The 20,870-nt window shown below is 45.1% G+C and carries 22 protein-coding genes; 10 read left to right on the plus strand and 12 right to left on the minus strand.

Annotated features, from left to right (window positions below):
* On the plus strand, nt 1-1,326 hold the full coding sequence (locus MAR181_RS16055; RefSeq protein ID WP_013797656.1) for an aspartate aminotransferase family protein: 1,326 nt from the start codon (nt 1-3) through the stop codon (nt 1,324-1,326).
* A 54-nt stretch (nt 1,327-1,380) separates the two neighbouring features.
* On the opposite strand, the gene MAR181_RS16060 is transcribed toward MAR181_RS16055, so the two are convergent.
* Together MAR181_RS16060 and MAR181_RS16065 are read right to left on the minus strand one after the other, a co-directional pair.
* A complete protein-coding gene (locus MAR181_RS16060; RefSeq protein ID WP_013797657.1) occupies nt 1,381-2,217 on the minus strand; it encodes a DUF6279 family lipoprotein in 837 nt (278 codons plus the stop codon).
* A gap of 282 nt (nt 2,218-2,499) precedes the next feature.
* Nucleotides 2,500-2,733, minus strand: coding sequence for a putative antibiotic biosynthesis monooxygenase (locus MAR181_RS16065; protein ID WP_041651413.1), 234 nt, complete (start codon nt 2,731-2,733; stop codon nt 2,500-2,502).
* Nucleotides 2,734-2,954: 221 nt separating this feature from the next.
* Between MAR181_RS16065 and MAR181_RS18170 the strand changes: the two genes are divergently transcribed.
* A complete protein-coding gene (locus MAR181_RS18170) occupies nt 2,955-3,902 on the plus strand; it encodes a helix-turn-helix transcriptional regulator (protein ID WP_013797658.1) in 948 nt (315 codons plus the stop codon).
* Between the two features lie 13 nt (nt 3,903-3,915).
* On the opposite strand, the gene MAR181_RS16075 is transcribed toward MAR181_RS18170, so the two are convergent.
* From MAR181_RS16075 to MAR181_RS16110, 8 genes are all read right to left on the minus strand, one after another.
* Nucleotides 3,916-4,452: a DUF3833 domain-containing protein gene (locus MAR181_RS16075; protein ID WP_013797659.1), complete on the minus strand. Its 537-nt coding sequence runs from the start codon at nt 4,450-4,452 to the stop codon at nt 3,916-3,918.
* 18 nt (nt 4,453-4,470) lie between these two features.
* The gene (locus MAR181_RS16080; RefSeq protein WP_013797660.1) at nt 4,471-5,184 is read right to left on the minus strand and encodes a hypothetical protein; all 714 of its coding nucleotides are present in this window, start codon (nt 5,182-5,184) and stop codon (nt 4,471-4,473) included.
* Nucleotide 5,185: 1 nt separating this feature from the next.
* Nucleotides 5,186-5,707, minus strand: a complete 522-nt coding sequence (locus tag MAR181_RS16085) for a DUF2878 domain-containing protein (RefSeq protein ID WP_013797661.1) — start codon at nt 5,705-5,707, stop codon at nt 5,186-5,188.
* 4 nt (nt 5,708-5,711) lie between these two features.
* Complete coding sequence (locus tag MAR181_RS16090) at nt 5,712-6,983, minus strand: SAM-dependent methyltransferase (protein ID WP_013797662.1); 1,272 nt, start codon at nt 6,981-6,983, stop codon at nt 5,712-5,714.
* 21 nt (nt 6,984-7,004) lie between these two features.
* Entirely contained in the window at nt 7,005-7,796 is a 792-nt protein-coding gene (locus tag MAR181_RS16095; protein ID WP_013797663.1) for a DUF1365 domain-containing protein, read from the minus strand.
* 16 nt (nt 7,797-7,812) lie between these two features.
* Complete coding sequence (locus tag MAR181_RS16100; protein ID WP_013797664.1) at nt 7,813-9,063, minus strand: NAD(P)/FAD-dependent oxidoreductase; 1,251 nt, start codon at nt 9,061-9,063, stop codon at nt 7,813-7,815.
* A gap of 61 nt (nt 9,064-9,124) precedes the next feature.
* On the minus strand, nt 9,125-9,898 hold the full coding sequence (locus tag MAR181_RS16105; RefSeq protein WP_013797665.1) for an SDR family NAD(P)-dependent oxidoreductase: 774 nt from the start codon (nt 9,896-9,898) through the stop codon (nt 9,125-9,127).
* Between the two features lie 17 nt (nt 9,899-9,915).
* Nucleotides 9,916-10,359 (minus strand): nuclear transport factor 2 family protein, encoded by a 444-nt coding sequence (locus MAR181_RS16110; RefSeq protein WP_013797666.1) that lies wholly within the window; start codon nt 10,357-10,359, stop codon nt 9,916-9,918.
* 222 nt (nt 10,360-10,581) lie between these two features.
* On the opposite strand from MAR181_RS16110, the gene MAR181_RS16115 reads away from it, so the two are divergent.
* From MAR181_RS16115 to olsF, 5 genes are all read left to right on the plus strand, one after another.
* Complete coding sequence (locus MAR181_RS16115; protein ID WP_013797667.1) at nt 10,582-11,157, plus strand: sigma-70 family RNA polymerase sigma factor; 576 nt, start codon at nt 10,582-10,584, stop codon at nt 11,155-11,157.
* A 6-nt stretch (nt 11,158-11,163) separates the two neighbouring features.
* Nucleotides 11,164-11,856 carry a ChrR family anti-sigma-E factor gene (locus MAR181_RS16120; RefSeq protein WP_013797668.1) on the plus strand — a complete coding sequence of 231 codons (693 nt, stop codon included), beginning with the start codon at nt 11,164-11,166 and terminating at the stop codon, nt 11,854-11,856.
* A 168-nt stretch (nt 11,857-12,024) separates the two neighbouring features.
* Nucleotides 12,025-12,207: a hypothetical protein gene (locus tag MAR181_RS16125; protein ID WP_013797669.1), complete on the plus strand. Its 183-nt coding sequence runs from the start codon at nt 12,025-12,027 to the stop codon at nt 12,205-12,207.
* Between the two features lie 111 nt (nt 12,208-12,318).
* The gene (locus MAR181_RS16130) at nt 12,319-12,525 is read left to right on the plus strand and encodes a hypothetical protein (protein ID WP_013797670.1); all 207 of its coding nucleotides are present in this window, start codon (nt 12,319-12,321) and stop codon (nt 12,523-12,525) included.
* A 176-nt stretch (nt 12,526-12,701) separates the two neighbouring features.
* Complete coding sequence (olsF, locus tag MAR181_RS16135) at nt 12,702-14,411, plus strand: bifunctional ornithine lipid synthase OlsF (protein WP_013797671.1); 1,710 nt, start codon at nt 12,702-12,704, stop codon at nt 14,409-14,411.
* 27 nt (nt 14,412-14,438) lie between these two features.
* Here the strand turns inward: olsF and MAR181_RS18700 are convergent, their stop codons facing one another.
* Nucleotides 14,439-14,573 carry a hypothetical protein gene (locus tag MAR181_RS18700; protein WP_013797672.1) on the minus strand — a complete coding sequence of 45 codons (135 nt, stop codon included), beginning with the start codon at nt 14,571-14,573 and terminating at the stop codon, nt 14,439-14,441.
* A 304-nt stretch (nt 14,574-14,877) separates the two neighbouring features.
* Between MAR181_RS18700 and MAR181_RS16140 the strand changes: the two genes are divergently transcribed.
* From MAR181_RS16140 to betA, 3 genes are all read left to right on the plus strand, one after another.
* The gene (locus MAR181_RS16140; RefSeq protein ID WP_013797673.1) at nt 14,878-15,183 is read left to right on the plus strand and encodes an isoamylase early set domain-containing protein; all 306 of its coding nucleotides are present in this window, start codon (nt 14,878-14,880) and stop codon (nt 15,181-15,183) included.
* Between the two features lie 387 nt (nt 15,184-15,570).
* The gene (gene betB, locus MAR181_RS16145) at nt 15,571-17,028 is read left to right on the plus strand and encodes a betaine-aldehyde dehydrogenase (RefSeq protein WP_013797674.1); all 1,458 of its coding nucleotides are present in this window, start codon (nt 15,571-15,573) and stop codon (nt 17,026-17,028) included.
* Between the two features lie 12 nt (nt 17,029-17,040).
* The gene (gene betA / locus MAR181_RS16150; protein WP_013797675.1) at nt 17,041-18,708 is read left to right on the plus strand and encodes a choline dehydrogenase; all 1,668 of its coding nucleotides are present in this window, start codon (nt 17,041-17,043) and stop codon (nt 18,706-18,708) included.
* Nucleotides 18,709-18,789: 81 nt separating this feature from the next.
* Here the strand turns inward: betA and MAR181_RS16155 are convergent, their stop codons facing one another.
* Entirely contained in the window at nt 18,790-20,724 is a 1,935-nt protein-coding gene (locus MAR181_RS16155; RefSeq protein WP_013797676.1) for a bifunctional 2',3'-cyclic-nucleotide 2'-phosphodiesterase/3'-nucleotidase, read from the minus strand.
* Nucleotides 20,725-20,870 lie beyond the last annotated feature (146 nt).

Raw genomic sequence — 20,870 nt, forward strand, 5'->3', positions numbered from 1 at the left:
ATGACGGACTTCTATCCGAAATCAAACAAACCAGCACAAATCCTCGACATGAATGCATTTGACCGAGATAAATCTAAGATCAGCGGTGCGGTGCAACGTAGGTTGAACAATGTCGGAGCCTCTTCGGTTCTTTTTTACCGTGAACCAATCGAAATGGTCTCCGCAAAAGGGGCCTGGATGACAGCCGCTGATGGTAGTCAATATTTAGATTTCTACAACAATGTTCCTTGTATTGGTCATTGTCACCCTGCGGTTATTGAGGCCGTCTCTCAACAACTGTCCAAATTAAACACCAATACTCGTTATATTGTGGCCATTGTTGATGAGTATCTGGAAAAGCTCAAAGCGACATTTCCCGCCTCTTTGTCTAATGTGGTGCTTACTTGCTCAGGCAGTGAGGCCAATGATCTGGCCATGCGACTGGCCTGTAAATCAACGGGAGGAACGGGCTTTATCGTGACAGAGTGTGCTTACCATGGTAATACCGCCTTTGTTACGCAAGTGTCGCCATCCAGTTTAAAAAATGAAACCTTGCCGAATCATGTGATAGCGATTCCGGCTCCCTCTGTTCAAAACTATGGCGCAGATATTGAACAAGGATTTACCAATCGTGTACAAGCTGCTATCGATGAGCTCTCACAGCGCGGTATTAAGGTCGCGGCATTATTATTAGACTCTATTTTCTCTTCTGACGGAGTCTTTAGCCATCCAAATGGATTTTTACATTCTGCCGTCGAGGTTATTCATCGTGCTGGCGGCGTCTATATTGCCGATGAAGTTCAACCGGGTTTTGCCCGCACTGGTGAGAATTTTTGGGGGTTTTCAGCCCACGGTGTGGTGCCAGATATCGTCACTATGGGCAAACCCATGGGCAATGGTTTTCCCATGGCTGGCATGGTGACCAACCCCCACTTATTGGATGCCTATTGTCATGATGTGGGTTATTTCAATACTTTTGGTGGCAATCCGGTTGCCGCGGCGGCGGGCCTGGCGGTATTAAATACGTTGGAAAGCGAACGCTTGCAAGACAATGCACGTATTCTCGGTGATAACCTTAAAACTCGTCTTATCAACATAGCAGAACAGTCATCCATTATTGGTGAAATACGTGGTTCAGGATTGTTTTTCGGCATTGATATCCAAGCCCAAGGTACACACAGTGCCGAACTCACCATTCAGGTGATAGACCGCTTACGAGAGCAAAAAATACTCGCTGGAGCAGCGGGTAAACAAGGGTCAACATTGAAATTACGACCACCGCTTTGTTTGACCCAATCAGAAGCGGATTTCTTCATCGAAGGTTTTCGAAAGGTTGCCTTAGCCTAGGAAATCATGAGGCACCTAAGGCCTCTCAAAAAAATAAACAAACCTTAAAAGAATTCAAATCAAACCATTCAAAAATTGCAGCCATTCTTGGAGTTTGTTATCGAGTGTTTGTTGCTGTTCTTCGGTCAACGAGGTATTTAGGTCGGCCAGCATTTGGGCATATAAGGCTTTATTATGTTCAGAAGCGGCCTTGTGTTGCGGCGTTTTATATTGCTCAGGATTGGTAATGATGTCACTCAGTTGTTGGGGGAATTGTGGTGAGTTTTTATTCACAAACAGGTCTTTAATCGTCTTTTGAAGCCTCGTTTGATACGCCATTCTCAACTCAAAGGTTGACATGAATTGCGGCACATAGCGCTGTAGGATTTGTCTTTGCTCTGGTGTCAGCTTACCAATATTCTCTTCCACTCGTTCTGTCAGATCTTCTTGTCGATCTGCTAAACGCTCTTCTTTGCTTTCCGCCGCCACTCTGGATTGTCTTTCCTCTCGGTTTTTCTGCCATTCCGATAAAAAGTCTTCTAGCTGTGAAGTTGACAATTGCGGTGCCAGTACGGCCAATTCTGGCGCGATTTTATCCCGCAAACGTTGAACGCTCTGTTGTACCTCATTGAACACTTGCAACCATTGCTTCTGGTCAAGGGTGCCTTTCTGGAGTTGTGCTCTAAGAGTATTAAGCTGAGTCCGGTAGGTTTTCAGCTCTACCGAGCGGTGCCAAGCGTGCCATGAATCAATACGCTCATCCAAAAGCGCCTTTTGCTCTGCGGTCAACTCAATATAGTCATCTACATACCAATACAAAAGCCAATCAAGGTTGTTATAGACAAAGGATGACGAACAAGCACTCAACAACAAGCTAAGCAATAGTACCAGCGAAAATCTTGTCTTTTTCATAGGGACTCCGCCCTCTTAGGTCCGTTGACATAAATCCATTTTATATTGGAATGATACAGCCTTTTCAGTCAAGCTTTCTTTTGGTTAGTATGATGATTTATACCGAGCTTCACTATTGAACAAACTTTTTATTCAAGAAGGCACGGATGGAAAAACTCAAGCCCCCCATAACCTGCCCGACAAATAATGCGCCCTCTGATCAATGATGCGAGGAGTGCCAACGCACTTCTACGCTCTTCTACGCTCTTCTACGCTCTTCTAGAACGGGCTTGGCTTACCCTATTAAGTTCTCACCCAAGTAAACAATTTTTTATTCAGAAATGCCAAAATGCTACTCATAATGGGGACAATAATGATCGTCATAATGAGCAAGCGCAATGGTAAATTGAATTGACCTATATAGGGGTCGAGCAAGGGAAAAAACAGGTTTAATAAAGGGTAAATCGTAAGCCAAACCAACAGCATGGCTTTCCATTTTTTAGGAGCACTTGGCTTAAGAGTTTGATCGTTTGACACTTTACTTCTCCTTACTTTTAAACGGATAAAAGGACAAAACACTCGCCACCCAAGTGGTTTTACTAGTCGCATGTTGTGTTCATCCTCTCAATCCATTTCACTTATCGAAATCAGAGGAAACTATGCTAGTATTTTTTACTATTGATTATCATTTGTATTTTTATGCAATCCGACATAAAACGTATTCATTTCGGTAAGCAGGTGTGAAATGGGAATATTCGATGACGTATAGAGTGAATCAAGACGACATTATTTCGGTGGATCAGCCATTAAATGGTCGTCAAAGGCAGCTCTTACCGGAAGCATTAGGCGCTTGTTACGTCGATAGAGAAGTCATCGAACCCGGCATCGCCATTGCTTATTCAAGTTATACCGCCAGCCAAAATTTCGTTGAAGAAAGCCAGATTGAAACCTCAGAGGCAAGATTGAGTTTAACGTTTGGCTTATCCGGACAATCTATTTATCAGTGCAAAAGTGCCTTAGCAGACGACTTGGTCTTTTCGGCAAACCACGCCACATTGACGACCTTTGGCAATAGCGAAGGAGAGCGAATATATCAAGAAGGGCAAAAAATCGATCAGTTTCGGATACTCATAAGCGGAAGCTCATTTGATCGTCTTAGTATTCCATTCCCCAAAGAAGCCAAGGATGTCGCTTATCCTACTCAGCAGCAACATGCACTCACCAGCCCGAACACCTTGCATTACTTAAAACGACTGATGACGTTGATGCACTCGAATCAACCAGAGCGACCTTTAGAGAAGCACATTCTAGTACTGAATTTATTAAGTGAACAATTGTCGTTATTGCAGGAAGATCGCCAACAATATCAACCGGCGTTTCACCACAGAGACGAAGCGAAAATCATCTCAGCAAAACAATATATGATTCAAAATATGTCCCTTCCCATCACCCTCGCCAACGTATGTCAGGCGGTTGGCATCAGCGAAAGTAAGCTCAAACAAGGCACCAAAGCCATCTATCAATTGTCACCACACCAATTGCTTTTGCAAATTCGTATGGAAAAAGCCTGGGAACAATTAATGACCGGCAGCAATGTGTCTCAAACCGCTTACTTTGTCGGCTATCAACACGCTTCCAATTTCAGCGCGGCGTTTAGTCGCTATTATGGTTTTTCACCTAAATCTCTGCTCGCTCAAAAACAGTAAAGGCAAGATCGAATTACACCTTCTCAATCACTATAGACAAGTAACCCACTTCAAAGCCGAACTTGGTCATCACGGATTCGTTGATCACCACCCCGTCTTTAACCATGTACATGCGATCGTCAACCGTGACCTCAATAATGTCGCCATCGTAAGGCACTTGCAGTACGTATTTCATAAATAAGGCGTTGCCCGCGATGTTGATTTTCCCTGTGCCCACCACGTCATTCGCTGTGGCTATGTATTGCCCCGATTCATTTGGCGTCATGGTCCAAGTACGGTTCTGAATCTCACCATCATCAAACACAAACACTTCTGCCAAGGTACCCACCCCGTTTTCCCAGCGACCGTCCAAGGTGGCATTGAAATAACGAATCACTTCACCACTGCGATTCTTCAAAATACCATGGGCACGCAGTTCGCCTGAAAAGAAGGATTGCAAATCGAATTTCGGCGTATTGTTGGCGTAAATAGAAACGTCTGCCGTGGAACAAGCAGACAAGGTAAATACGCTCAATAACACCAAGAGCCATTTTTTGTATGTTATAAGCATCCTTTAAATCCTCTATTTTCAGTCATGGTATTGGTAGTGAATATCAACGCTTTGGTATTTCCCTGCGGTGTTACTGATGTTGGCTCTGCCAGTAAAACGCATAAGCCTCAGAGTGGTTGAATCATACGTCACGACAATAGGGTCGACAGCCATTTTGACCAGCCAAGATACCGGCGCTAAAGTAAAACAAACCGCGCTTGATAAGGTATCGGCTAAGCAATCAGCCTGTTGAAAACGAAAGGAAAAAGTCGTTCGTTTACTGGGGACTAAATACTCAATGTCCATGGCTTTGCCAGACATCAGAGGTTGCCAATATTGACGAACAAAAGCGTCGAAACCGGCGTCTATGACCATGTTGGCGTTATCTCGAATGATGTCGGATTTTTCTTCGCTGCCACTCTGTTTTTGGTATCGCACTAGGAAGCCATCGCCAATTTGTTGCACGTCAATGCTTTCACCATTGCGCTCATTCAACTGTTGAAAACTGGGGCGTATTAAGGAGTTCGAAAAATCGATTTGTTTGCGAGCAAACACAGTGCCATCCGGCTCAGAATAGATCACCTGATGTTGCGCCTTGTCTAATTTGATGTGTTTTTCCGTATATAGCAGATCACCTGTTTCCAAACTAAAGGCTTGCCCTATGGCAGAACTCGTCGTATCTGCAAACAACAGACTATTGAAAAACAGCATAACAATGCTGAGCACAAAACGAAGTGAATACATCAACATCATGTTAATCCTTCCTATCAGTCAGTTGCCATTTATCCGTCAGCCATACGCCGAATGGCAAGATCATGGTCCACAAGACGGCGACAATTAACAAGCTGTAAACTAGTGGGGAGGCCAAGGTAATACCAGCCATTTTCGCACCAGCAAAATAGCTCATGGTCGGGCCAACCAAGCCAAAACACGCCGCTAATGCATATCGCTTACTTAAAAAAGACAAGCTATGGGCAAATAAGGTCGCCACGCTGACCCACAAACACAGCAGCCAGATTGGCGGCACACCTAATGCTGTCCAAGGCTCTGTCGTCGAGGTGAAAAGCGACAGACGAAACAGGCTGCCATCAACAACAAAACCTAATAACAAGAATACAGCAATCAATCGCCATTCATGACGGTTTTTCATAATGAAGACATGATGAAAAACGAGATAACAAACCGTGGCCAACAGCGCCCAAAAGGCCCCCGTAAGAAGGCACACAAACCATATTGTTTGAAACAAAACGGCATTGATGATGGCCTTCCTTGTCATGGTATTAGTCACTTGAAGGAAGGCTTAGGCGATGTTCAGGTTTGGCGAACACAAACTGCCCAGTACTAATCGCCCGTTCTTTAAAACCGCCTTCGCAGTAGGCTAGGTAAAAATCCCACATCCGACAGAACACGTCATCAAAGCCCAGTTTAACGACTTCTTGCCGTGCCTCATGAAAACGTATTCGCCAATCCGCTAAGGTTTTCGCATAATGCTCTGTGATGTCCTCCAAACCGACAATTTGCATATCCGTTTTGGCTGAAATCTTATTCGCAATCACTTGGTTTGACGGTAAGCAACCACCCGGAAAAATGTAGCGCTGTATAAAGTCCACAGAACGACGAGCGTAATCGTAACGCTGGTCTGCAATGGTAATGGCTTGTATCACCATTAGACCTTCAGGTTTTAATAATTCACTGCATTTGGAGAAATAACTGTCGTAATATTCGTGGCCCACCGCTTCAATCATTTCAATCGACACTAGCTTGTCATATTGACCTTGTAAGTCGCGATAATCGTCCAGTAAGAGAGTAATCTTGTCTTGCAATCCTTCCGCATGTACACGCGCTTTCGCAAAATCATATTGTTCTTGTGAAATGGTTGTCGTAGTGACTTGGCAACCATAATGTTTCGCCGCATGAATCGCCATGCCCCCCCACCCCGTACCGATTTCCAATAAGTGATCGGTTTCTTTGAGTTGAAGTTTTTGGCAAATACGGTCCAGCTTAAACACTGACGCTTCTTCTAAAGACACTTTTTTCTCAGGGTAGAAGGCGGCAGAATACATCATGGTTGGATCGAGAAAGAGTGAAAAAAAGTCATTGCCTAGATCATAGTGAGCGGAGATATTGTCACGCGAACCTTGCTTGGTATTGGCATTCATTTTATGCAGTATTTTGGTGCCAATTCGCGACCAAAATGGTCTTTTCTGATCCATTTTATTGATCAAATTGAGGTTCGCCACCATCAGACGGATCACTCCAACCAGATCCGGCGAACTCCAGTGTCCTTTCATATAAGCTTCACCTGCGCCAATACTGCTGTTGAAGAAAACGTCTCGATAAGCGTGACGCTCTTCGACTCGAATGTGCGCGATGTGCTTGGCGGCGTGACGTGCTTCCCCGAAAGAAAACACCATACCCTCTTCCTCTAGCGTAAGGTGGCCAATCGCAAGGCGATTCAGCATGGCAAACACCATTTTTCTGGCCATAGTATCGAGGCGAGAAGGAGTGGATTTATTAGTTTGTTTCTGATTTTCTGCGCTGACCAAACTCATACTAATGGAACCTCTTAATCGTTATTCTGCTTTAGTGAAGGTTTTTGGGTGACTGTAAAATGGCACTCTCTTTAGCCACAATCTCATAGCTTGCCAATAGATTCCCAATGCCACTTTTGTCGTCATGAAAGGATAGGAAAACAATACCTTACGTAAATTAGTTGAATTCATTGGCTGTCTTGTCAAAACCAAAGTCGCATCAAACACAGACGCTTGTGAACCCAACTCTTTATTCTGCATGTGCACGCTTAGCTGACGACTTGGCAGACTGCTGCGCCAATCATAAAAATGAGTCATCGGATGAAATGGCGATACGTGCATGGCTTTGTTGAATTGGATACGTTGAACCTTATGTGTTGGATCACATTTCAAAGCATAAGCCACTTTTTCACCCCAAGGAGTGTTGGTCACCTCTAGCAACATGGCTTGAAGCTGCTCTTCTTGATCAAAACAGTAATAAACCGTAATGGGATTAATAATAAAGCCAAAATAGCGACAGTTTGTCAGCATTCGAACAGGCCCATTCAGGCTTAAGCCAAGCTGCTTGAACACTTCACCTTGAACGGCCTGTTTAATGGGAAGCGTTGGGCCGCCAAAATAGTCTTGTCGGACAAAACGAGCCAATGACCATTTCTTCATTGACCACCAAGAACTCATTGAAAAGACTTGATCCAATTCGTCTAGGTCGAAATACATCATAAAGACGCGATACTGGAAAGCATGACGGCGAGGCGTAAACCGACGATGACGTACCGTGCCATAATAAATGCCACTGTGCAGTATTTGGTGAGTCTCAGGGAAGACCGTATTCATGTGACTATCCCCAGGGTTACCATGTTACCCCCAGGCCTTCTGCGACTCGCACTCCGCTCCAACAACCGTCTTCATGGAAACCATTGCGCCAATATGCGCCACAAAACCAAGTACGATTCACCCCATTAATCTCAGACCAACGGGACTGAGCTTGGATGCCTTCTAAGGTGAAGGTAGGGTGAGCATATTGGAAGCGACCGAGAATCTTACTCTGTTCAATCATATCCGTCTGATTCAAGGTCACTAGGTAGGTGGTATCGCTGTCTAGATGCTGAAGAATGTTCATGTTGTAACTAAGCGTGGCCGCCTTGTCTTGCGCATCGCCCAATTGATAATTCCAGCTTGACCAAGCCAACTTAGCTTTTGGTAATAAATGGGTGTCCGTGTGCAATACCACATCGTTATTACGGTAAGGAATGGCATTTAAAATGCCTTTCTCGTCAGCGCTTGGATCCGCCAACAAAGCCAGCGCTTGATCACTGTGGCAAGCAAACACCACCTCATCAAATGCCTCGCTACGGCCATCTGAAAATTCAATCTCCACACTGCTGTCTGAACGATGAACCTGTTTGATGTCTGAGTTCAATACTATTTTGTCTTTGAAGCTCTTTACCAAAGGTTGCAAATAGGCAGACGAGCCCCCCTCAATCACTCGCCATTGAGGTCTATGATTGACACTCAAAAGTCCATGGTTTTTAAAAAACCGTACGAAGAATGCAAGAGGGAAATCCATCATTTCATCCAACGTCGCAGACCAGATAGCACTGCCCATCGGAATCAAATAATGCTCGGCAAAGCGTTTCCCATAACCACGCTCTTTCAAGTATTCACCAAGGGGAATACCTTCTTTTAATTGACCGGCTTCTAGGTCTTGGATGGCTTCTTTATTAAAACGCAGAATGTCTTTGATCATGCCCAGATAAGGCAAATTCAGTAGATTACGGCGTTGGGCAAACAAGGTATTCAGATTATTACCACCGTATTCCAAACCGGTTCGCAGACAACTGACGCTAAAACTCATTTCCGTCGGCTTAGAAGTCACGCCAATTTCATCCATCAGACGAATGAAATTTGGATAGGTCCAATCATTGAAAACAATAAAACCTGTGTCTATGGCTCGAATTTTTCCGGCTTCTTGTACTTCTACGGTGGCCGTATGGCCCCCAATTCGCTCCGCTGACTCAAAAAGCGTGACTTCGTGCTGTCGTTGTAACAAGTAGGCACTGGTTAGGCCGGATATCCCTGAACCAATAATGGCGATTTTCACTCATCGTCTCCTTAAAATGAGATGTCTCAATAAAGATATTCTGCAACTGTGTTTTTTGTCGTTACGAATTGTCATGTTTGTTTGGCGCGAACTTTCCCAACCACCATTTAGGCAGGTGACGACCTAGCCAAAGCAAGGCAGACAAACGCTTAGGAAAGGCAAATTCATAAGGACGACCTTGTAACGCTTGGTCGATTCGTTTGGCCGCCTCATCGGACGACATTAGAAAAGGCATATCAAAGGTATTTTTCCGAGTTAAGGGGGTATCCACAAAGCCAGGCAAAACACAGGTCACATCGACGCCATCGGCGTTTAAATCCATACGCAGCGATGACAGAAAGTAACGAATAGCCGCTTTGCTGGCACCATAGGCTTCAGCACGAGGAAACGCGGCTTGGACGGCTTGAGAACTGACACCCACAAGGAGTGGTTGAGAAGCGCGTTTGAGCAGTGGCAAACAAACATCAACACTGTTTACCAATCCAAAATAATTCACCGACATGACCCGTTCCATCATCTGCCAGTCGGTTTTTTCATCCTCTAAATCAAGGTATTCGCAGGTTCCGGCATTTAATATGACACAATCTAAATGCGGAACCAGTTGGCTGAGGGTGTCACGAATGGGTTCGATTTGTTCTTTATCAACCATATCGAACGCCACGAAAGAAAGATGACTATCTTGCTTCACTAAATCCGCTAATTCACCTTCTGAACGAGCACTGGCAATCACTCGCCAACCGGCTTGCAAATAGCGCTTTACCAGAGCGAAGCCGATCCCTGAACTCGCCCCCGTAATCCAGACAATACTTTGTGCCTTGCCATTTAGCTGCTCCATTGCTGCCTCCTTTTATCCTACACGGCTAGGCGCTTTTTTAGGCCTTTTACCACGCTTCCCAATAGTGGTACATGCTCGTAGATCAGTTGACCTAGATCGTAAACATCTTCATGAAAATAAATGCGATCATGAAATTGCACCTGACTCATACCGCGGACCGTGATGGTGTCTTTCCCTAAGCGCGGATGCTTAAAATGCATGTTCCATTTAATATAGGCCATATCTTCGGAAACAATTTGATCAAGATACTCAAAGCGCCCACTTTGCACATTGACGCTCATGTCTGACAAATAAGTGTGCAGCGCTTCGGCTCCTCTTAGCTCATGCACTGGGTCCTTAAAAAGCACATCATCAGCGTAAACCTGATCTATACTTTCTAACTTAGGGTGCTTCACATCACGATAGAAATCTTTAAATCGATCGATTAGCTGAAGATTAGGTAGCGTTTGAGAATCCGTCATACACATCACTTGTCTTTGTCATTACCGTTAAGGACATAATTTTATCCATCCGATTTGGAAACGTTGCAAATCGCTAAATGGATCACTTTTTTATTTTAGATATTTTTCCATCTGACAGTGATCCGAAACGAATCTCCCCACGTATGAATGATATTGAGAGACGAATATTGAACAATATACTGACCCGGCCGAGCCGGCCTTCCTCCTAAAGCGGAGCAATAAATGGACAGTGCAACCAAAATAGAACTAGACAAACAAAGGGTGCATGACATGTTTGCCATTGCTGAGCAGCGGGATCAGGTCGCGTTGGCACGTTTATTCGATCACTATGCGCCAAAGATTCGCAGCTTTTGTTTGGCTGCTCAGCCGGGCGCCAACTTAATGGCTGACGATATCGCTCAAGAAGTGATGATTCGTATTTGGAATAAAGCGCACACCTACAAACCGGAAACAGCCTCTCTCAACACTTGGGTATTTACCCTTGCCCGAAACGCTCGGATAGATTACCTGCGTAAAAACAGCCGTTATCAGTCTGATATTGACCCAGATTACCTTTGGCAAAATATTGTCGATGAAAACTCGGATCCTTTTCAGGAGGCGCAGCAAAAGCGAGATCAACAAATGATTCAGCAAAGTCTTAAGAAGCTGCCAGTTGATCAGCGACAAGTACTGTCCAAAGTGTACTTGGAAGGTAAAACGCACAAAGAAGCGGCGGAAGAGTTATCTCTACCGCTTGGAACCATAAAATCTAGAGTCCGCTTGGCACTCCAGAAATTGACCATTTACGTAAAGAGGTAGTATTTGATGACTCACTACCATCCATCAATAGAAACACTAACAGATTATGCGGCAGGCGCTTTGTCTCTGTCGCACTCTTTGTGTGTTTCAACCCACTTAGAGCATTGCTCTGAGTGTCAGCAACAAGTGAAAAAATTAGAGATCTTGGGAGCACAGCTGTTTGAACAAAACCGCATGCCACCACAAGAACTAAGACATTTGAAAGATCAATTGTTTGCCAAATTAGAACAGCAAGACACTTCAACTGAAGCAACTCAGACAGTGGGAGTGGTTGAGCGTATCAAAGACAAAGGCGGCAAGATTCCGAAAAGCCTGCGTCAATTTATTACCAAAGGCTACGATGATCTGACCTGGATGCACTTGTCACCTTCGTTTAAGATCGCCACACTGCATAATGAAGAAGGCGGCGCACAGATTGCGCTGACACGAGTCAAAGCGGGCGCTCACATGCCCACTCACACTCATACAGGTGATGAAATCACTCTAGTATTGGAAGGCGCGTTCTCCGACGAAACGGGTATTTACCGACAAGGTGATTTCATCAGTCGCGATGCTCGGCACAAGCACAAACCAATTGTCACCAAAGACGCTGAGTGTATTTGTTTGACGGTTCTGGATGCCCCCATTGAATTTACTGGCTGGTTTACCCGCCTGTTAAACCCAATATTACGTCGTTACCACCCTCATACCAGCTTGTAATATCGCCACCCGCCCGTAAACACACAAACAGTTCGCGAAGGATCGCTTCTGTTTCTGACACCACTTAGATAAAGCCATTCATTTGTGGATGTTTTTCATCCACAACAAGAAAAAAATGTGAAACTCTGATATAGTGGTTGCTCAATTAAACAACAAGGACTATCAGTCATGGCAACAAAAAAGAAACAGCCTGCCGCCTCGGAAACCTCGGAATCCATCGAAAAGCAAATGCAAGAATTTCTCGCGAAAGGCGGTCAAATTAATAAAATCGATTCGGGTGTGAGTGGTCAATCTCAATTAACTGGATCGCGCCATATTTCTTTGGGCAACAGCAAAACAAAAGCGCAATGATATCCTCAGGCTTGCACATGTTACGACACAACAACATCGCTTCTTGATAAGCCATGGTTGATCCAACAAAATTTGTGTGAGCCTGCCCGTTCCTACCTGGTTGGACTGCTTATGCTAAGTGAAACTGATCGTCAATTTTTCAAGCCATTTTGGCGTCGTGTGGTTGCCACATTAACTTGCGCCGTTTGGGCGAGCATTGAATGGCTCTATGATGAACCCATGTGGGCAAGCTTTGCCGTACTACTCACTCTATATTGCCTATGGAACTTTTTTTATCGCTTTGAAGATGACATAAACGAAGACGACTCGGCTCAATAACTCCCCTCTCTGTCACTCTAAAATATAGCAATAGAAACTAGCGACCTCAGAATGACTGACTTTTTTCTGTTATAAATTGGTCATTGTTTCGCCACATAAGCGTCACCTCTTTGTCACACAGACACTCTAATCTGAACAATAAATCATCAAAAGTTTATTCAGAGCGGAGCGCCATTGTGATACAAGTCGAGCAAATGATTGCTAGTAAGTCACCTCAGTTTTTCGACAAAAGCCCACTAATCACTCGCCCAACCTTAAGCATCCTAAAACGCTTATTCCATGAAAGTGAAGTGAACCTATTTTTGGAACAAAACGACAGCTGTGCTGGCTTCGAATTCATCGATCGTGTCTTGGATCATTTCAACTTTGGTTATCAAGTCAGCCAGATGGACCGCCGTAATATTCCTGCCGTTGGCCGCGTTATGATCATTGCTAACCATCCATTAGGTGCGCTCGATGGTTTAGCACTATTACGCTTAGTCGGTGAAATCCGCCCCGATGTTAAAATCGTTGCCAACGATTTATTAATGGGCTTCGATGGATTGAAAGACTTAGTGTTACCGGTCGACAACCTAGGTGGAAAAACCGGCCGCCAACAGCTCAAAGCCATAATGAATTGCCTACATAATGAAGAAGCCATCATCATTTTTCCGGCTGGCGAAGTCTCTCGCATGTCACCCAGTGGCGTGAAAGACCAAAAATGGAACCAGAATTATTTAAAGCTAGCGCAAAAAACCAACAGTCCATTACTGCCAGTGCACATTGGTGGCCGTAACTCCATGCTGTTTTACACCAGCTCATTAGTGTATCGCCCGTTATCGACGATTCAACTTGCGAATGAAATGTTTCGTCAGCGTAATCGCAAAATTCCCATGCAAGTGGGGCAAGCTATTCCGATTCAGGAACTGGCACAATTACCACTGAGTGATAAGGAAAAGAACAAGCTGGTCAAACGCCATCTGTACCGTATCGCCAAAGGCAAAAAGCCTTTATTAAAGACAGAAAAGACCGTCGATCACCCACAAAATCGACAAATGATCAAACACGAGCTAAAACAGTCCGAACATCTTGGCAGCACTAAAGACAACAAGCAGATCTATTTATTTGATTACGACCCATCTTCCGTAACGATGAAAGAAATCGGCCGTTTACGAGAAGTGGCTTTCCGCAAAGTCGGAGAAGGCACTGGGGAAAGATCGGATTTAGACAAGTTCGATCAATATTACCGTCACTTGATCCTTTGGGATGAAGAAGAGCTTGAGATTGTTGGTGCGTATCGTATTGGTGAAGTGGCTCGCTACATGAAAGAAGAGTCAACCAACCGTATCTACAGTGCTGAACTGTTCCGCTACTCATGTGATATGGAACCGTATTTTGAACAAGGCATCGAACTTGGCCGCAGTTTCGTACAACCAAAGTATTGGGGTAAACGCAGTCTGGATTATTTGTGGTATGGCATTGGTGCCTATTTAAATCGCCACCCTGAAATTCGCTATATGTTTGGCCCAGTGAGTTTAAGCAACAGCTATCCGCAAGCGGCAAAAGATTTCATTGTGTCATTCTATAAACTGTACTTCTCAGACAATGAATATCTGGCCAGATCCTTCACACCCTATCAGGTTAACCCTGAACACAAAGACATCATCCAGAATATGTTTACTGGAGACAACTATGAGGAAGACTTCAAGGTACTTAAGGAACAACTCAGCCACTTTGGTGCCAGCGTACCAACCCTGTTCAAACAATACAGTGAATTGTGTGAACCAGGTGGCGTTCGCTTCCTAGACTTTGGTGTCGATGCCGATTTTGGCTATTGTGTAGACGGGCTGGTCCTGGTCGATCTGAACACAGTCAAGGAAGCAAAAAACAAACGCTACCGAGGTTAACGAGCCCCAACTAAGCATGGCCAGTAGTTATCGGTTATCGTGGTGACGATGATGAACAGCGTGCTCTTGCTCTTTATCGGTTTTTTTCGTCGCCACAAGATAGATGATTTTAGCAACCAACAATAGACTTAATATGATTAGGACAACCATTTGAATATTCATAAAACACCTCTTCTATTTTTTATAAGTGCCATTTGAGTGTAGTTCAGATATTTCTGCGTAATTGTGAATTTACGTCCTATAATATTAAAGGTGGATTAAGCACCACATCAAGGCAATTCAGCTATCGTTTAGCGAAATCTGACCTAAAAGCGTCTTCTGTTAAGGCATCATCCAACAGGCTTTTGTATTGCCATTAATGAGTTATTAAAGCTGGCGTGAGCCTTGCTTTATACCATGTTCACCCTTTCAGGCTTTTGCAGTAGCCTTATTATTGTCTCTCTTGTTAGATCATATGGAGCTGGAAATGATTGAGAAAACCTACCTAAAGACTAAGCCAGAATGCAAAGTAAAATTCTCCTTACCTGCGGAAGCCATCGGCGATGCCAATAAGGTGTCGGTCGTAGGTGACTTTAATAATTGGGACAAAGAAGCCAACCCTTTGAGGAAGCAAAAATCGGGACTCTATGCATCGACAATGAATTTAGAAGTCGATCATACCTATCAATTTCGTTATGTGGCGGACAATACCCTTTGGATTAACGACGAGATGGCCGACGCCTATGTGCCAAGCCCAGTTAGTCATGACAGCAATGGTGTCCTCAACCTTTAAACCTCAATGTTTGGGTGTAAGCCTAAAACAAACACATAACACCTCTCAGCACCTCATGATCCAGTTGATGGCATGAGGGGCTGCCTTTTATTTGTTCCTAAAAAATTCCCACACAATCATGCCGTCGTCAAAACCATGTTTATAACGCATTTTTCCTCACGTAAAGTCCCTATCACTTCTCACAATGACTTAAAAACCAACTAAGCTATAGCGGCGTAAAGATGAGAAACGACTTGCAGATTACCATTTACGCCTTCCGCCCTACTCGGGCTGAAATTGACACATAAAAATGTTACAATGTTTTTTATTAAACGCGCATTTAATAAAAACCTGAGTGCTTTGATCCTGTCATCGAGGCACTGAACCAAACCAAAAGAGGCAATCAACATGGCACATCAGCAGCAATACATTCACGGCCGCTACCATGCATCCACCAGCGGAGAACATTTCGAAAGCATTAACCCAGCCACTGGGGAAATCATCGCGACGGTAGAACATGCTGGTCAAGCAGAGCTAGATGCTGCCGTTGAGTCTGCCAAACAAGGCCAAAAAGTATGGGCAGCGATGAGCCCAGTTGAGCGCGGCCGCATCCTTAAAAAAGCCGCTGAGTTGCTTCGCGAACGCAATGAAGAGTTGGCTCGTTTAGAAGTACTAGACACAGGTAAACCACTACAAGAAGCCATCTGCGTCGACATTGAAACGGGCGCCGATGTGATTGAATACTACGCGGGTCTAACCGATAAAATCCAAGGCGAATACCAAGACCTAGGCAATGGCAACTTTTTCTACACACGCCGTGAGCCATTGGGAATTTGTGCCGGTATTGGTGCTTGGAACTACCCGATCCAAATCGCCATGTGGAAATCAGGCCCAGCCCTTGCTGCGGGCAATGCGATGATCTTCAAACCATCCGAAGAAACCCCTTTGAGCGCACTAAAACTGGCGGAAATTTTCACCGAAGCGGGCCTACCAAACGGTGTTTTCAACGTCGTTCAAGGCGATGGTCGCACTGGTCAAATGATTACCGCGCACCCAGAAATCGACAAAGTCTCTTTTACCGGCGAAGTCGGCACGGGGAAAAAAGTCATGACCGCATCGGCACAAACGCTTAAAGAAGTGACCATGGAATTAGGCGGTAAATCCCCCATGATCATCTTCCCAGACATGCCGGTTGACCAAGCCGTCTCAGCGGCCATGCTGGCAAATTTCTATACTCAAGGTGAGGTTTGCACCAATGGTACGCGCGTCTTTGTTCATGAAGACATCTTAGAGGCGTTCACCAAAGAGTTAAAAGAACGTACCGAAGCCATGATCATCGGTGATCCTATGGACATGGAAACCCAAGTAGGTGCACTTATCTCAAAAGATCACATGCAAAAAGTGCTGGGGTACATTGAAGCCGCGAAAAACGCTGGGGCAACCTTGCTATGCGGCGGCTATCAAGTAACGGAAAACGGCTTGGACAAAGGCGCGTTTGTGGCTCCAACGGTTTTCACCGATTGCACCGACGATATGCCGCAAGTAAAAGACGAGATCTTTGGCCCAGTAATGTCCGTACTAAGCTTCGAAGACGAAGACGAAGCCATTGCCCGTGCCAATGACACCAAGCTTGGTTTAGCGGCTGGTGTCTTTACAAAAGATTTTGCCCGTGCGCATCGTGTGATTAGCCAGATGCAAGCCGGTATTTGCTGGATCAATGCATGGGGCGCTTCCCCTGCAGAAATGCCAGTAGGCGGTTACAAAGAGTCTGGGATTGGCCGCGAAAATGGCATCGACACACTGTATCACTACACTCAAAACAAGAGTGTGTTTGTTGAGCTAAACGATATCCCTAGCCCTTACTAAGTGAGAGAAACCATGACAAACGAAACTTACGACTATGTGATTGTCGGTGCAGGATCAGCAGGTTGTGTGTTAGCCGACCGATTGACAGAAAGTGGTGAACACAAGGTATTGCTGCTGGAAATGGGCGGCTCAGATAAAAGCATCTTTATCCAGATGCCAACCGCACTGTCTTACCCAATGAACAGTGACAAATATGCATGGCAGTTTCATACGGAAAAAGAGCCTGGTCTGGATGATCGTGAAATGCATTGCCCGCGCGGGAAAGTATTAGGTGGCTCCTCTTCTATCAATGGCATGGTCTACGTACGAGGCCATGCTTGTGATTTTGATGAGTGGGAAGAACATGGGGCCAAAGGGTGGAACTATCAGTCTTGTCTACCTTATTTCAAAAAAGCCGAATCATGGAAAGGCGGGGCTGACTTGTATCGTGGTAGTGAAGGTCCTCTTGCGACCAACAATGGCAACGACATGAGCTATAACCCACTCTATCAAGCCTTTATTGAAGCAGGAAACGAAGCTGGCTACGGTAAAACCGACGATTACAACGGTCAACGCCAAGAAGGCTTTGGCCCAATGCACATGACAGTGAAAAACGGAGTGAGAGCGTCTACGTCTAACGTGTATTTACGTCGTGCGATGAAGCGCGCCAACCTTACTGTAAAAACGGGTGTGCTGTCCCACAAGGTGTTATTCGATGGTAAAAAAGCCGTTGGTATCGAATACAGCAAACATGGCAAAGCACAGCAAGTCAGCGCGACTCAAGAAGTCATTCTGTCAGCTGGCTCTGTTGGCTCACCACAACTGTTACAACTGTCGGGGGTAGGCCCAAAAGACGTTCTCGAAAAAGCCGGCGTTCCTGTGCTTCATGACCTACCAGGGGTGGGGGAAAACCTACAGGACCATTTGGAAGTCTACTTCCAATACCGTTGTAAACAGCCTGTGACCTTAAATGGCAAGTTGGACTTGATCAGCAAGGGCTTGATTGGCACTCGCTGGATCCTATTCAAAAACGGTTTAGGAGCCACCAACCACTTTGAATCCTGCGGCTTTATCCGTTCTCGAGCAGGCTTAAAATGGCCAAACATTCAATACCACTTTTTACCTGCGGCAATGCGCTACGATGGCCGTTCAGCCTTTGATGGTCATGGTTATCAAGTGCACGTTGGTCCAAACAAGCCAGAAAGTCGTGGCAAGTTATGGATTGAATCTGCGGATCCGGCGGCCAAGCCGCGGATCGTGTTTAACTACATTTCCACCGAGCAAGACAAGCAAGATTGGCGCGATACCATTCGCCTAAGTCGAGAAATCTTGCAGCAGTCCGCTTTGGATGACTACCGTGGTGAAGAAATCCAACCCGGCCTTAACGTGCAAACTGATGAAGAAATTGATAAGTGGGTAAAAGACAACGTCGAAAGTGCTTATCACCCATCTTGTACCTGTAAAATGGGCGATGATAATGACCCTATGGCAGTGCTCGATGCGTCTTGTCAGGTTCGTGGCTTAGAGAGCTTGCGCGTGGTTGACTCTTCCATCTTCCCAACCATCACTAACGGTAACTTAAATGCCCCAACCATCATGGTAGCGGAAAAAGCAGCTGACATGATTCTCGGTAAAGCAGCATTACCAAGTTTGGACGCACCCGTCTGGATTCACCCAGAATACGAAACCAAACAGCGCTAAACCAGTACTGAAACAAAAAAGCGCATGGCAAACTCTTTGCCATGCGCTTTTTTTAACTCCGCCATTCACGGAAAAAACCACTTATTTCAATTCAAAGACCGCAAAACCTTTGCTGTCCATAGACTGATAAATCATGTTGTCACCCGCCGCTTCTTTTGCTTTTGACGCAGTAGAGAACAAGACTTTCGCCTGACCAAAATCCGTAAAGGACCAATTGTTGTCTGCCGCTGGATTAATGCTTTTTTGGCTTAACAAGTAGTTCGCCACCACATCACGGTTTTTGTCTGGCGCATCAATGACAATGGTGTCTCCGGACAAGTTCGGGAAGCTACCACCACCGCCTGCACGATAATTGTTGGTCGCCACAAGGAAGTCTGCTGTCATATCCATGGGTTTACTCTGGAACATCACATCCACGATACGGTGAGCATGTGGATTCGTGACCTTGCCCTCAGCGTCATAGCGCGCTGCTTGCGTCACATCGATACGGTAAGAGATGCCATCAATCACATCAAAGTTATAGGTTGGGAAAGACATATTCACCAAATCTTGAGCGGTTTTTGAGCTCGCATCGATTTGATTAAACTGACCCGCCGCTCGCTCTAGCCATTCCACCACTTGCGCCCCGGTTAACTTCACCACTTTTAGATCATTTGGGTAAATGTATAAGTCACTCACATTCTTCAATGCGATATCACCTTTAGGCACATCCGTGTAGTAATCTGGACCACCACGTCCACCAGCTTTGAACGGCGCCGCTGCGGATAGGATCGGCAAACCTTCATAAGAAGTACCACGGACAATGTTTTCCACATACCAAACCTGAGCATTGTTAACGATCTGAATGGATGGGTCATCTTGCACTAAGGCAAAGAAGCTATTGATGTCTGCGGTTGATACACCCACTTTGCGACGCATATACGCTAAAGTGCCTTCGTGTTCGGTTTCAACCGCATCGTTAATGGTTGCATCCGCTTCAACTAATGGGATGGTGTTACGGCCTTCACGACGAGAAATAGCACGAACTTCGGCTTTACCATCTGCCACTTTCCAACCATCGCCAGAAGGTTCAAGCGTCAAATCAACAACCCCTAGATGAGATCCCCAAAATCCCGGCATGGTCGCTGGCTTGCCATAGACAGTTCCTTTATCACTGTTCACCCCTTCAAATTGTCCAATCGCTTTGTCACCAGGGAAAACTCGATGAGAATGGCCAAATAAAATCGCATCAATGCCCCCAACTTTCGCCAAATGGTAAGAGGCATGCTCTTCCCCTTTCAGATAAGGCGAATTCATCATGCCACTGTGAGGAATAGCGATGATCACATCCGCGCCTTTTTGCTTCATTTCAGGTACGTATTTATTAGCTGTTTCAATGATGTCTTTTGCAATGACCTTGTCGGTGAGATTGTCTTTATCCCACGTCATAATTTGCGGTGGTACAAATCCAATGTAACCAATATTCACGGTTTGCTGTTGACCGTCTGAATCAAGGAAAACCTTTTCTTTGATCAAATAAGGCTGGAAGTAAGGTTGATCATTTGACGGATCTTGGTCGCCATCGTCGACATACACGTTGGCACTCACGTACGGGAAGTTCGCACCGCTCAAACTCTTCATCAGAAAGTCTAAGCCGTAGTTGAATTCATGATTGCCGATATTACCCACATCATAATCCAGCAAATTCATGGCCTTAAAGGCCGGGTGAGTTTCACCAAAACGTAAAACACGACCTTTTGCGACGTAATCCCCTAGTGGCGTACCCTGCAGCAAATCACCATTGTCGACCAATACGGAATTGGTCACTTCAGCGCGTGCGGCCTTGATCAAGGTAGCGACGCGAGACAAACCAACCGCATCGCTTTGTTTATCGCCATAGTAATCATAATCCACCAAATTCATATGAATATCCGTGGTTTCCATAACTCGCAAGTCAATCGTAGAGGCCTGCGCTAAGGAAGCAAAGGCTAAAGAAGAGGCTAAAAAAGCCGCCCTCTTAGAAAGGTCGAACGTCATGTTACTACTCCATCAAACTAAGTTAATATTCCAACTTTTCAATACTTACCAAATAGTCAGTTTTTGATGATAGAACGAAAACGTGATGACTTCATGATTTTTTTATGACAACAACAAATCTCTTTGCTACACCCAATGCCTCTAGT

Origin of the sequence: Marinomonas posidonica IVIA-Po-181, from assembly GCF_000214215.1 — a bacterium.
Lineage (GTDB): Bacteria > Pseudomonadota > Gammaproteobacteria > Pseudomonadales > Marinomonadaceae > Marinomonas > Marinomonas posidonica.